This is a genomic window from Bacillus sp. BP-3 (assembly GCF_028401955.1).
Classification (GTDB): domain Bacteria; phylum Bacillota; class Bacilli; order Bacillales; family Bacillaceae_G; genus Bacillus_A.
The window spans coordinates 1-14,246 of sequence record NZ_JAQOTJ010000019.1 but is presented as its reverse complement, the minus strand read 5'-3'; the positions used below and the strand labels follow the sequence as shown (position 1 = coordinate 14,246).

Below are 14,246 nucleotides of genomic sequence, written 5' to 3'. Positions count from 1 at the left end.
TTTAGCCTCTTTTCCATCTTGTACCTTGTGGTGTATCTTCCAAAATAATGTTACGCTCTTTTAACTCATCGCGAATTTGATCAGATAATGCAAAATCACGATTTTTTCGAGCCTCAATACGTTTTTGGATTAATGCTTCAATTTCCTCATCAAGCAATTCTTCTTTCATTAATTCTAATCCTAAAATTCCAAATAACATTTCAAATTGCTTCATGTATGCTTCAATTACCACTTTTGATGTATGCTCTTCTAATAAATATTGATTTGCATGATTTGCTAAGTTGTATAGCTCTGTTACTGCGTTTGCTGTATTAAAGTCATCATCCATTGCCTCTTCAAATGCATTCTGGAATTTCTCCATCTCAGCTAACCACTTCTCATTGTGATCCGTTAAATCTGTACTACTTTCTATACGATGCTTTAAGTTACCATAAGCCGTTTTAATACGATCTAATCCATTACTTGTATGCTGCAATAATTCCTCACTAAAATTAATCGGGTGGCGATAATGCACAGATAACATAAAGAAACGAATTAATTGCGGATCGTACTGCTTAATAATATCGTGAACAAGAACAAAGTTACCTAACGATTTAGACATTTTTTCATTATTAATATTAATATATCCATTGTGCATCCAGTAGCGTGCAAATGTTTTTCCCGTCAGTGCTTCTGACTGCGCAATTTCATTTTCATGATGCGGGAATGTTAAATCTTGCCCACCAGCATGAATATCGATCGTATCACCTAAATACTTACGTGCCATTGCTGAGCATTCAATATGCCACCCTGGACGACCTTTCCCCCAAGGGCTATCCCAGAAGATTTCTCCTTCTTTCGCTGCTTTCCATAACGCAAAGTCAAGTGGATCTTGTTTCTTTTCTCCAACTTCAATGCGCGCGCCATGACGCAGGTCTGCAATTGGTTGATGTGATAATTTACCGTATCCTTCAAATTCTTTCGTTCTGTAGTACACATCACCTTCAGATTCATATGCATAACCTTTATTCACAAGTTCCTGAATAAACTCAATAATAATATCCATATTTTCTGTTACACGAGGATGAACTGTCGCATGTTTGCAACCTAGTGCAGTTACATCTTCAAAGTACGCTTCAACAAAGCGATCTGCAATTGTTGGAACATCTTCTCCTAGCTCATTCGCCGCTTTAATTAATTTATCATCTACATCAGTAAAGTTAGAAACATATTGTACATCGTATCCTTTATGTTCTAAATAACGACGTACTGTGTCGAATACCATAGGTGGTCTCGCATTCCCAATATGAATGTAATTGTATACAGTTGGTCCGCATACATACATTTTCACTTTATTTTCTTCTAAAGGAATAAACGCTTCTTTCTGACGTGTTAACGTATTATAAATGTGAATAGTCATTTTTATCCGTCCTTTCTGTTTTCAATACTAGTTGTTTTTTCAATTGCTCAAGCTCTTCTTCCATCGCTTTCAACTTATCAAAAATCGGATCCGGAAGATCACAATGATTTAATTCTTGCCCTACTTTTACACCATTTTGAATTACGACACGACCAGGAATTCCTACAACTGTGGAATGCGCAGGCACTTCTTTCAGCACAACTGAACCAGCACCAATTTTGGAATTCTCTCCAACTGTAATCGATCCAAGCACTTTCGCACCTGTTGCAATTAACACATTATCTTTAATTGTTGGATGACGTTTCCCTTTTTCTTTTCCTGTGCCACCTAACGTAACGCCTTGATATATTGTCACATTATCTCCAATTTCACACGTTTCTCCAATTACAACCCCCATACCATGATCGATAAAAAATTTACGACCAATCGTTGCCCCTGGGTGAATTTCAATACCTGTAAAAAAACGACTCATTTGCGAGATCGTACGTGCAAAAAAGAAGAATTTTCGTTTATAAAAGGCGTGCGCAATACGATGTGCCCAAATTGCGTGCAATCCAGAGTAAGTTAAAATTACTTCGATATGACTTCTCGCTGCTGGATCCTGTTCAAAGACGACTTCAATATCCTCCCGAAGCCTCTTAAACATCGGTGTTCCCCCTTTTTTGTTTAAAGTGATACTTCCCCCATACCTTTCATGTATAGAAAAAGGCGCCTCTGTCTATAGACAGAGACGCCTTACAAGCGCGGTTCCACTCTGTTTAGGCCTAAAAAGACCTCAAACTCAAACATGATAACGGTTTATACCGCTTCTGCTTACTTTCACGTTTCTCGAAGTACGCTCGTTGTTCAGCAGAAGACTCAAAGGGGCACTTCAAAAATCCGCTTTTAAACCACTTCCAGCCAAATGATGGTTTTCTCTGTGAAAAGCATGATTTTCTACTTCTCCTTCTCGTCGCTTTTGTTTATTTCATTTTGGAGTATTTTCATTATATTTCTAAATCCATAAAATGTTAACTAATTACTTTACGAACACGATTTAAAACTTTTTCTTTTCCAAGAAGTGCAATTGCATTTGGAAGTTCTGGTCCGTGCGTTTGGCCAGTTGTTGCAACACGAATTGGCATGAATAAACCTTTTCCTTTTTGACCAGTTTGTTTTTGAACCGCTTTAATCGCTGCTTTAACTGCTGCAGGTTCTACTTCTTCTAATGCTTCTAATTCTGCTGCAAACACGCGAAGAACTTCTGGTACTTGTTCACCTTTCAGTACCTCTTGTCCTTCTTCTTCATAATCTACATGATCTTTAAAGAACATATCAGATAGTTCAACAATTTCAGCACCGAAACTCATTTGATCATGATATAGAGCAATTACATCGCGAATCCAAGCTGATTCTTTTTCACTTGGGTTTTCACTTACACGGCCGGCTTTCACTAAATGCGGTAAGCTCAATTCGACAACGCGATCTAAGTCTTGCTTCTTCATATATTGGTTATTCATCCATTTTAATTTTTGCGAATCGAATAACGCTGGTGATTTCGATAAACGAGCTGCATCGAACATTTCAATAAACTCATCTTTAGAGAAAATTTCCTCTTCCCCTACTGGTGACCAACCTAATAATGCGATAAAGTTAAAAATTGCTTCTGGAAGATATCCTAGCGCTTCATATTGTTCAATAAATTGAATAATTGATTCGTCACGTTTACTTAACTTTTTACGGCTCTCATTTACGATTAACGTCATATGACCAAATTGCGGTACATCCCAACCAAATGCCTCATAAATCATCATTTGTTTTGGTGTATTCGAAATATGGTCATCACCACGAAGAACGTGTGAGATCTCCATAAAATGATCGTCTGCCGCTACCGCAAAGTTATAAGTTGGAATACCATCTTTCTTCACGATAACAAAGTCACCGAAGTCATTTGAGTTAAAGGATACTTCACCTTTTACAATATCATTAAAAACATATTCACGGTTTTCAGGTACACGGAAACGAATGCTCGGAATGCGTCCTTCTTCCTCGAATTGTTTTACTTGTTCTTCTGTTAGTTCACGGTGATTACCTGCATAACGAGGCGTTTCACCACGAGCGATTTGCCCTTCACGTTCCGCTTCTAATTCTTCTTCTGTCATATAACATTTATAAGCTAAACCACGCTCAAGTAAATCTTCATATAAATTTTTATAAATATCTAAACGCTCCATTTGACGGTACGGACCGTATTCACCACCAACATCGATGCTTTCATCCCAGTCCATGCCAAGCCATTTTAAGTACGTTAATTGGCTTTCTTCGCCGCCAGCAATATTACGCTTTATGTCTGTATCTTCAATACGGATAATAAATTTTCCGTTTTGACTACGAGCGAATAAATAGTTAAATAATGCCGTACGTGCATTTCCGATATGTAAGTGTCCTGTTGGACTTGGCGCATAGCGCACTCTCACTTGCTTTTCCATAATTGGTACACCTTCCATTCTTAATGTCAACAGATTCCTTAATTGTACACCAAAAAATTATGATTATCCATCTTACGAATTAAAAACAACTATTTTTTCTGTAACAATACAATAGCCTGTGAAGCAATGCCTTCTTCTCGTCCTGTAAAACCTAATTTTTCTGTCGTCGTTGCTTTTACATTAACATTCTCGATGTCTGTTTGTAGCAGCTCACTAATTCTCACACGCATACTTTCAATATGCGGTGCCATTTTTGGCTTTTGAGCAATAATTGTACAATCTAAGTTTCCAAGTACATATCCTTTCTCTGCAACAAACTCCCATACTTTTTTCAAAAGCACAGCTGAATCTGCATCCTTAAATGCAGGATCTGTATCTGGAAAGTGCTTACCGATATCTCCCGCAGCGATTGCTCCTAAACAAGCATCTGCAATTGTATGTAAAAGGACATCAGCATCCGAGTGTCCAAGTAAACCCTTCTCATATGGAATTGTAATACCACCAATAATTAATGGTCTTCCTTCTGCAAATGCATGCACATCAAAACCTTGTCCAATTCGAAACATTTTCAATTCCTCCTCAAACTACACTAATAAATTTTATCCCGCTCTAACGGGCAGCTTCACATTATATTACTCGAGCGGCCCTTTACATGCCCGCTCGCCGAATTTTCCACTCTATAATAGAAAAGCTCGGTAGCTACCGAGCTTTTCTATTATAACATCGCTACTATATTTGCAAAACTCGCAAGAAGCTTTCAGCAATCACTAAATCTTCAGGTGTTGTCACCTTAATATTGTAATAACTTCCTTCTACAACGCCTACCTCTTTAGAAAGACGTTCTATCAAGCTGGCATCATCAGTCCCAAGAAAATCCGCTTGTTTTGCACTCTCGTGAGCCTCTAACAAAATAGGAACATGAAACCCTTGCGGTGTTTGAACCGCTCGCAGTTGGGAACGTTCTACTGTTTCAACAACAGCATCATGCATCACTTTTTTAATTGTATCTTTCACAGGTACCGCACAAATAGAGGCACCTTTTTCTTTCGCCATTTGCAATACATCTTCAATCATCTTTTTCGTTACAAACGGACGTGCCCCGTCATGAACAAGTACATACTCTCCTTCTCTTGCATACATCAGAGCATTATATACACTATCCTGGCGCTCATTCCCGCCTTGAACAAATTGGATATCTTTTTGAATATAATAATTTTGAAGAAGTTCTTCAAAATAAGAACGTTCGCTCTCATTAATCGCTAAAATAATCTGTCTACATTGGTCATCTTTTTCAAAAGCCCGTAATGTATGAATAATAATGGGAACATCATCAAGTTGCAAAAACAACTTATTTTTCCCCGCACCCATACGCTTACCTTGTCCTGCAGCTGGAATAATTAATGTATACATCGTTCTAACCCTCTACTTATAACGCTTTCTCTAACAATTTGCGTTTGGCAAAGATCATACGGCCTGCAGATGTTTGCAATACACTTGTAACAAGTACATCAATTTGCGAACCAACATGCTCTCTACCGTCTTCAACGACGATCATTGTACCATCATCTAAATAAGCAACACCTTGATTTTGCTCTTTCCCATCTTTTACGACATATACCCTTAACTCTTCACCTGGAAGTACAACGGGCTTTATGGCATTTGCTAAATCATTGATGTTTAAAACTGTCACACCTTGCAGTTCAGAAACTTTATTTAAGTTAAAGTCATTCGTAACAACAGTTCCACCAGTTAATTTTGCTAGTTTCACAAGCTTACTATCGACTTCCTGAATGTCTTCGAAATCACCTTCATAAATTTCTACTGGGATAGGCAACTCTTTTTGAATACGGTTTAAAATATCCAAGCCTCTTCGTCCGCGATTACGCTTTAACGCATCCGAAGAATCAGCAATATGTTGTAATTCTTCTAACACAAATTGTGGAATGACAATTGTTCCTTCCAAAAATTTCGTTTGGCAAATGTCCGCAATACGCCCATCAATAATAACACTGGTATCTAGTATTTTCCAATCGGAAGTTGACGCTTCTACTTCCTCATTTTCATTGCTTGTATTTTTTTTCTTTCCTCCGCGCTGCGGTAATGTAAACAGCCCTAACAATTCATTTCTCTTTTTAAACCCTACTTGGAATCCTAAGTAACCAAGTAATAGTGTGAAAAAGATTTGCAATACTGTACTAATGACTTGAATGGTAATTTCGCGAATCGGAATCAAGATCAAATACGCAACAATTAGTCCTGAAATTAATCCTAATGTTCCAAATAAAACATCTGTAACAGGTGCTTTTACAAGCGATTCCTCAATATGTTTAATAAGCTGAACAATATAATCTACAAGCCAAAATGTTGTTAAAAATAAAATGATTGCACCAATAATTGCACGAATATAAGAACCTTCAAGCCAAGGTACTGCACCTACACCCAACATATCAATCACTTTTGGAATAAGAAAAATCCCTAATGCTCCCCCAATAACTAAAAAGAAAAGCTGTACGATTCGTTTTAACATTCAACCACCTCCTACTCATTATTAACCATTACTTCGCCACTCAAAACCTCGAGTGCAAAAGTGGACGTGTTTTTTCATGATTTGTTTTATTTACCAATATATCATATCATATATAAAAAATCTTTGAGTGTCGTCATATTATGAAATCAATGTAATATTCTTAATTGTGTCTGCTCATATATAAGTGTTCTTGAATCCGTTTTAAACCCTCTCGTATCTTTTTCGCCCGCACTTCTCCAATTCCTTCCACATCATCCAAATCTGCAATTGTTGCGCGGCAAATTCCTTGTAAATTCTTAAAACGATTAATTAGATTTTCAATAATAAGAGGTGGAACTCTAGAAATTTTACTTGCAATTCGATACCCTCGTGGTGTAATGCTTTCTTCTAGTTTCATTTGTCCAGAATATCCAAGTAGTTTCACTAAATCACTGTCTTCTAGAAGTTGGGCATTTGCAAGATCTTGTAATTTTTTTAAAATTTGATAATGATCCTGTGTTTTTTCATGATAATAGTCTTTAATTAATAGTGCAGCTTCTGCTTCTACGTCAACAATCAATTCTGTTAACTGCAAACGAATAAGTCTTCCTTCTGTTCCTAACTCATGAATGTAACTAAAGATTTCATTTTTAATACGCAGCATCATCTCAACGCTATGCAATACATGCACAACTTCAGACATCGTAACGGCTTCTTCAAATTCCAAGATACCAAGATTTGTTATCCCTTCATTCCATACAGCCTTATATTTTTCTAATGTTTGAATTGCTTGATTTGCTTTTGTTAAAATAACCCCAATATCTTTTAATGTGTAACGTAAGTTCCCTCGGTATAGAGTAATTACGTTTCGTCTTTGTGAAATAGCAACAACAAGACTATTTGTTTGCTTCGCCACTCGCTCTGCTGTTCGGTGACGCATACCTGTTTCAATGGATTCGATAGTTGGATCCGGAACTAACTGTCCATTCGCAATTAAGATTTTACTCCCCGTTTCATTTAAAATCAGAGCTCCATCCATTTTTGCTAGTTCGTATAGACTAGCAGGTGAAAAGGCACAATTAATATGAAATCCTCCATCAACAATACTTTTAATTTGTTCGTTGTATCCGAGTACAATAAGCCCACCCGTTTGTGCGCGAAGCACATTATCAATTCCTTCTCTTAGCGGTGTCCCTGGTGCAACAAGCTGCAAAATATTAATAATACTTTTAGAACGTTGCTTGTTTTCTTCCATATCTTATCCTCCTAGTGCAAATCGAAGAGCCTCTCCTATATTTGATACGCCAACTACTTCAATCCCATCTGGAATCGTCCATCCACCCAAATTTTTCCTTGGGATAATTACACGTTGAAACCCTAATTTTGCCGCCTCTTGTACACGTTGTTCAATACGAGAGACACGGCGAACTTCTCCAGTTAAGCCCACTTCACCAATAACCGCATCTCCTGGGGAAGTCGTTTTATCACGAAAACTTGATGCGATACTTATCGCAACTGCCAAGTCTACTGCAGGTTCATCTAACTTAATTCCTCCAGCAACTTTTAAATAAGCATCTTGGTTTTGGAGCAATAACCCTGCTCTTTTTTCTAGCACTGCCATAATAAGAGAGACACGATTATGATCAATTCCCGTTGCCATTCTTCTTGGATTCCCGAAACTTGTAGGTGAAATCAATGCTTGTATTTCTACTAAAACGGGCCTTGTCCCTTCCATAGAGGCAACAACCGTTGAACCCGCAACACCCACAGGCCTTTCTTCTAGAAAGATTTCAGAAGGATTTAACACTTCTGAAAGACCAAGTTCCTTCATTTCAAAAATCCCCATCTCATTGGTTGAACCGAAGCGATTTTTTACTGCCCGCAAAATTCGATATGTATGATGACGATCCCCTTCAAAATAAAGAACAGCATCCACCATATGTTCTAACATACGAGGGCCGGCAATAGCTCCTTCTTTCGTTACATGCCCTACAATAAAAATAGGAATTCCTTTTGTTTTCGCAAGTTTCATCAATTCTGCTGTACATTCACGTACTTGTGCGACACTTCCCGGTGCTGAAGTTACTTCCGGTAAATGAATCGTTTGAATAGAATCAATTACAACAAATGATGGATTCATTTCATCTATATATAATGCAATTCGTTGTAAATCTGTTTCTGATACAACAAATAAATTATCTCCATTTACATGAAGACGATCTGCCCGAAGTTTAATTTGCTTTGCGGATTCTTCCCCTGATATATATAAGACATCATAGGAAAGGTCTGCTAGTTGTGATGATATTTGCAACAGCAATGTAGATTTCCCAATACCAGGATCCCCTCCTATAAGTACGAGAGAACCATCTACAATTCCTCCTCCAAGAACCCGGTTAAATTCTTGAAAATTCGTTTCAATACGCGCTTCTGTTTTCGTTTCCACTTCTTTCAAACGACGAGGCTTCGTTACTTCAGTTTGAATTGCATTTGCATAATTAAGTCGACGTGATGATACAACCGGTTCCATCTCCTCGACTAAGGTATTCCATTGTCCACATCCTGGACACCTTCCCATGTACTTCGGTGACTGATAACCACATTCTTGACATGTAAATTTTGTTTTCTTTTTAGCCATCGTTTTTTACACTTCACTTTCATGTGTAACAAAAATATTTCTTTCTTGTACAAGAAAGAGGGCTATTGTTTAGCCCCCTTTTGTTTGTCTATGTTTATTTTACCTTTTCTGCACTGCGAATGACAAATGTTTCCCCTTCTGTATCAAAAACAACTTTTTGACCTTTCTCAACAACTCCCTTAAGAAGTTCTTCCGATAATCGATCTTCAACATGTTTTTGAATCGCACGACGTAGTGGACGGGCACCATACTCTGGATCAAATCCTTTATCAGCAATCGCTTCAATCGCAGCATCTGTTAACTCTAAATCAATCTCTTGTTCTTTTAAACGTTTAACTAACTGTTCTACCATAAGAGTCACAATTTCTTTAATATGTTTCTTCTCTAATGTATGGAACACAATAATTTCATCAATACGGTTTAAGAACTCAGGACGAAATGCTTTTTTCAACTCATCCATTACTTTACCCTTCATATCTGCATAATCACGACTTTCATCTTGCACATTAAATCCAAGATGTTTATTTCGTTTTAATGCATCTGCACCGACGTTGGAAGTCATAATCACAATTGTATTACGGAAATCGACTGTACGGCCTTTTGAATCAGTTAAACGACCATCTTCTAGTACTTGCAGTAAAATATTGAATACATCTGGATGCGCCTTTTCTACCTCGTCAAGTAAAACAACAGAGTATGGTTTTCTGCGAACCTTTTCTGTTAATTGGCCACCTTCTTCATATCCAACATAGCCTGGAGGAGATCCAACTAAACGAGAAGTAGAATGTTTCTCCATGTACTCCGACATGTCAATACGAATCATTGCATCCTCATCACCAAACATAGATTCCGCTAATGCCCGTGCAAGTTCTGTTTTACCAACTCCAGTTGGTCCTAAGAAAATAAAGGAACCGATTGGACGTTTTGGATCTTTTAAACCTGCTCTTGCACGGCGCACTGCTTTTGCAACCGCAACTACAGCTTCATCCTGTCCGATTAAACGATCATGTAAAATATTTTCTAAGTTCAATAGTTTGTCTGTTTCTGTTTGAGCTAGCTTTGAAACTGGAATTCGCGTCCATGTTGAAACAACATTTGCAATATCTTCTACTGTCACTTCTGAGTTCTCTTTACCTTGCTGCTCTTTCCATTGACGCTTCGTATCCTCTAATTTCTCACGTAGACGTTGTTCCATATCACGTAAAGAAGCTGCTTTCTCAAATTCTTGACTTTGCACCGCTGCATCTTTTTCTTTTCTTACCTCTTCTAGTTTCAATTCAAGCTCTTTTAAATTTGGTGGTGTTGTATAAGAACGTAATCGAACCTTTGAAGCTGCTTCATCAATTAGATCAATTGCTTTATCGGGTAGGAAACGATCTGTAATGTAACGATCAGATAATTTTACAGCTGCATCAATCGACTCATCTGAAATAGAAACGCGATGATGCGCTTCATAACGATCACGTAATCCTTTTAAAATTTGAATTGATTCTTCTAAACTTGGTTCATCCACATGGATTGGTTGAAAACGTCGTTCTAATGCCGCATCTTTCTCAATATATTTACGATACTCATCTAGCGTTGTTGCTCCAATACATTGCAGTTCCCCGCGTGCTAATGATGGTTTTAGAATATTGGATGCATCAATTGCTCCTTCTGCACCGCCCGCACCTATTAATGTATGAAGCTCATCAATGAATAAAATAATATTACCAGCTTGACGAATTTCATCCATAACTTTCTTTAAGCGGTCTTCAAACTCACCGCGATATTTCGTACCGGCAACTACAGTCCCCATATCTAATGTCATAACACGCTTATCACGCAAAGTTTCTGGAACTTCATTGTTTACAATTTGTTGTGCTAATCCTTCAGCAATCGCTGTTTTACCAACACCAGGTTCTCCGATTAATACAGGATTATTTTTTGTTCTTCTACTTAATACTTCAATTACACGTTGAATCTCTTTGCTGCGGCCAATCACTGGATCTAAACGTCCTTCACGAGCTACAGCTGTTAAATCGCGAGCTAAACTATCAAGTGTCGGTGTACTTGCATTAGCAGAACCACCACCTTGATGGCCAGATGCTGTCTCATTACTACCAAGAAGCTGAAGTACTTGTTGACGTGCTTTATTTAAACTTACACCTAAATTATTTAAAACACGGGCTGCAACCCCTTCTCCTTCGCGAATAAGACCAAGTAAAATATGCTCCGTTCCCACGTAAGAATGACCTAGTTTACGCGCTTCATCCATAGACAACTCTATCACTTTTTTTGCACGTGGCGTATAGTGAACTGTTTGAGACATCTCCGTACCACGCCCAATTAGCGCCTCTACTTCCTTTTGAACTTTCTCCGGGCTTAATCCAAGTGCGACTAATGCTTTCGCAGCAATTCCTTCTCCTTCTCGTACAAGACCGAGTAAAATATGCTCCGTACCAATATTATTATGACCAATGCGAATTGCTTCTTCTTGGGATAACGCTAATACTTTTTGTGCTCGTTCTGTAAATCTTCCAAACATCATATAAATCACACTCCTACTTCGCTCGATTTTGTTCAATTTGTAATCTTTCACGAATAAGTGCTGCTCTGCGGTAATCTCTTTCATCAGGTTGCAGTGGACCACCAGCATATTGCTGCAAAATTCCCGGCTGTGTAAGTATCATTAACTCTGTTAAAATATTTCTGGATATATTTTCGATATATCCAATATCAATGCCAAGTCGCACATCCGATAAACATGTTGCAGCCTCAGCTGATTCAATTAAGCGACTATTTGCCAATACACCATACGAACGATATACCTTATCCTCAAGCTCTACGCTTGAGTTTTTCATGATTGATTCTCTCGCTGCTCGCTCTTGTTGAATAAGTTGCTGAACAACACTTTTTAAATCTTCTACAATATCTTCTTCAGGTTTTCCTAGTGTCATTTGATTCGAAAGTTGAAATATATTTCCTAACGCTTCACTACCTTCACCATATATTCCTCTTACCACTAAACCAAGTTGATTAATCGCTTGAACGATACGGTTCATTTGTCCTGTTAAAACAAGAGCGGGCAAATGTATCATCACTGAAGCTCGTAAACCCGTTCCTATATTTGTAGGACAACTCGTTAAATAACCAACTTGTTCATCAAATGCGTACTCAACCTGACTTTCTATCCAATCATCAATGCGATTTGCACTATGCAGCGCTTCTGATAACTGTAATCCTGGAAATAAACATTGAATGCGAATATGATCTTCTTCATTAATCATAATGCTTACTTGTTCATTCTCAGATAATAAACAAGCACCATATTCTGTTCCCACTAAATCCGGGCTTACAAGGTGCTTTTCTACTAATACTCTACGCTGCAACGGCTGAATGCTATTCATTTGTAAAAGTTCAAATATCCCAAAAGGTTCAACTATTTGATTAGTAAACCTTTCTTGAAACACTTTAATCATTTGCTCCGCTTCTTCATTTATTAACATAGTCGGGAATTGGTAATCTCGTATATTCCGAGCTAATCGAACACGACTGCTTAAAACAATATCAGAATCAGGACCATCTTCCCTCATCCACGGACTAATTGCTTCGTTCATAATTCGATCAAGTGACATAGAACTATTCCCCCTCTCTATGCTCACGAAGCTGGTTTTCTAAGCTGCGAATTTTATCACGTAATTCTGCAGCCTGTTCAAACTCTTCTTGGTGTATACATTCATGCAATTTTAGTTTTAAATCATCTAATTCTTTTTTTAGATGAATATTTCCTCCTATACGGTTAGGAATTTTCCCATTGTGACTTGTATACCCACCATGAAGCCGCTTTAACATTGGTTGCAATTGTTCTTTAAATGTTTCATAACAAGAAGCGCAGCCAAATCTACCGATCTTTGCAAATTGCGAATACGTCATATTACATTTCGAACATTGCAACGGCTCTGTATCTGAAAAGCCCTTTGTTTTTTTCTTAAGTGTAGGTTCTTCAACATGCAGTAAACCTGCTAATAAATTATGAAATGAAAAACTAGACTTATTTGATTGAAAGAAAGACGTATATCCATTTTCTTGTGCACACCGCTCGCAAAGATGAATCTCCGTCTTTTCTCCATTCATTACTTTTGTAAAATGTAGCGTTGCTGATTGTGAATTACAGTTTTGACAAATCAACGTATTTCCCCACCTTTACAATAGGAACGAATTATGAATTTATAACCTTATTCGTTCAACTAACCTTTAGGAGATAGATTATTCCTAAAAGAAATTTTACTTATATTTCAGTGTTCTAAGCATCGCTCGAAGTATACGTGCTCGCAGTTCATCTCGAAGCGGTAAGTCTGTTAGTAATACAGATCGATCTAACACACTAAACATAAGCTTTGCTTCCCTGCTTGTAACAATGCCTTCTTCAGCTAAACGCCTTATTATACTCTCAGCGCTTGACTGAGCAATACTATACTGAATCATTTGTAACATTTGATCAATAATGTCTATATCATCATGCAATTTGACTTTTATAATGCGAATGTAACCTCCGCCACCTCGTTTACTTTCCACTACAAATCCTCTTTCTAACGTAAACCGAGTATTAATAACGTAGTTAATTTGAGATGGCACGCAATCAAACTTATCAGCAATTTCGTTTCTTTTAATTTCAATTGCATTATTATTACTTAAGTCAATAACTTGCTTTAGATATTGTTCAATAATATCAGATATATTTCTCATTTATCCTCCACCTTTATTGACTTTGACTATCTTTGACTTTAATTATATACGTATTAAAAAATTTTGCAACTCTTTTGCTTCCTTCTCTATCCTATCCATATTTTCTCACGTTTAATCAGCCGTTCTTTATTTTATGAATAAGGAATATAAAGTTTCCTAATTATAAAATGAACTTCCATCCCAGAAGATTTTCAATTCATTTTTTACAGAATATTTACAGAATAAACAACAAAAAAAGACGAGTCTACTGACTCGTCTTTCATTTGCCTGGCAACGTCCTACTCTCACAGGGACAAAGTCCCAACTACCATCGGCGCTAGAGAGCTTAACTTCCGTGTTCGGTATGGGAACGGGTGTGACCTCTCTGCCATCATTACCAGACTTTTATTATTATACACATTCTTTTCAGAATGTCAAAAGGAATTTTGAAAAATATATTCCTTCAAAACTAGATAACATTTGCTTCATATTATATGGTTAAGTCCTCGATCTATTAGTATTCGTCAGCTC

At 37.4% G+C, this 14,246-nt stretch carries 12 protein-coding genes, 1 rRNA gene and 1 other annotated feature; all 13 genes read right to left on the bottom strand.

The window, feature by feature from the left end; translation table 11 throughout:
* Window position 1: 1 nt before the first annotated feature.
* Window positions 2-1,399, bottom strand: a complete 1,398-nt coding sequence (gene cysS, locus PLX19_RS21800; protein ID WP_272190973.1) for a cysteine--tRNA ligase — start codon at window positions 1,397-1,399, stop codon at window positions 2-4.
* Window positions 1,380-2,045 (bottom strand): serine O-acetyltransferase, encoded by a 666-nt coding sequence (gene cysE, locus PLX19_RS21795; RefSeq protein WP_272190971.1) that lies wholly within the window; start codon window positions 2,043-2,045, stop codon window positions 1,380-1,382. The genes cysS and cysE overlap by 20 nt, the downstream gene beginning before the upstream one ends.
* Before the next feature lie 77 nt (window positions 2,046-2,122).
* Window positions 2,123-2,361: a binding site (T-box leader), on the bottom strand.
* A gap of 48 nt (window positions 2,362-2,409) precedes the next feature.
* Complete coding sequence (gene gltX / locus PLX19_RS21790) at window positions 2,410-3,867, bottom strand: glutamate--tRNA ligase (RefSeq protein WP_272190970.1); 1,458 nt, start codon at window positions 3,865-3,867, stop codon at window positions 2,410-2,412.
* An 89-nt stretch (window positions 3,868-3,956) separates the two neighbouring features.
* Window positions 3,957-4,433: a 2-C-methyl-D-erythritol 2,4-cyclodiphosphate synthase gene (ispF, locus tag PLX19_RS21785; RefSeq protein ID WP_272190969.1), complete on the bottom strand. Its 477-nt coding sequence runs from the start codon at window positions 4,431-4,433 to the stop codon at window positions 3,957-3,959.
* Window positions 4,434-4,596: 163 nt separating this feature from the next.
* Entirely contained in the window at window positions 4,597-5,277 is a 681-nt protein-coding gene (ispD, locus tag PLX19_RS21780) for a 2-C-methyl-D-erythritol 4-phosphate cytidylyltransferase (protein WP_272190968.1), read from the bottom strand.
* A gap of 16 nt (window positions 5,278-5,293) precedes the next feature.
* A complete protein-coding gene (locus tag PLX19_RS21775; protein ID WP_272190967.1) occupies window positions 5,294-6,394 on the bottom strand; it encodes a PIN/TRAM domain-containing protein in 1,101 nt (366 codons plus the stop codon).
* 160 nt (window positions 6,395-6,554) lie between these two features.
* The gene (gene disA / locus PLX19_RS21770; protein ID WP_272190966.1) at window positions 6,555-7,628 is read right to left on the bottom strand and encodes a DNA integrity scanning diadenylate cyclase DisA; all 1,074 of its coding nucleotides are present in this window, start codon (window positions 7,626-7,628) and stop codon (window positions 6,555-6,557) included.
* 3 nt (window positions 7,629-7,631) lie between these two features.
* On the bottom strand, window positions 7,632-9,008 hold the full coding sequence (gene radA, locus PLX19_RS21765; RefSeq protein WP_272190965.1) for a DNA repair protein RadA: 1,377 nt from the start codon (window positions 9,006-9,008) through the stop codon (window positions 7,632-7,634).
* Window positions 9,009-9,102: 94 nt separating this feature from the next.
* Complete coding sequence (gene clpC, locus PLX19_RS21760; protein WP_272190964.1) at window positions 9,103-11,538, bottom strand: ATP-dependent protease ATP-binding subunit ClpC; 2,436 nt, start codon at window positions 11,536-11,538, stop codon at window positions 9,103-9,105.
* Window positions 11,539-11,551: 13 nt separating this feature from the next.
* On the bottom strand, window positions 11,552-12,625 hold the full coding sequence (locus PLX19_RS21755; RefSeq protein ID WP_272190963.1) for a protein arginine kinase: 1,074 nt from the start codon (window positions 12,623-12,625) through the stop codon (window positions 11,552-11,554).
* Between the two features lie 4 nt (window positions 12,626-12,629).
* Window positions 12,630-13,178 carry a UvrB/UvrC motif-containing protein gene (locus tag PLX19_RS21750; protein WP_272190962.1) on the bottom strand — a complete coding sequence of 183 codons (549 nt, stop codon included), beginning with the start codon at window positions 13,176-13,178 and terminating at the stop codon, window positions 12,630-12,632.
* Window positions 13,179-13,274: 96 nt separating this feature from the next.
* Window positions 13,275-13,736 carry a CtsR family transcriptional regulator gene (locus tag PLX19_RS21745; protein WP_272190960.1) on the bottom strand — a complete coding sequence of 154 codons (462 nt, stop codon included), beginning with the start codon at window positions 13,734-13,736 and terminating at the stop codon, window positions 13,275-13,277.
* Window positions 13,737-14,001: 265 nt separating this feature from the next.
* A 5S ribosomal RNA gene (gene rrf / locus PLX19_RS21740) occupies window positions 14,002-14,117 on the bottom strand.
* Between the last annotated feature and the right edge of the window lie 129 nt (window positions 14,118-14,246).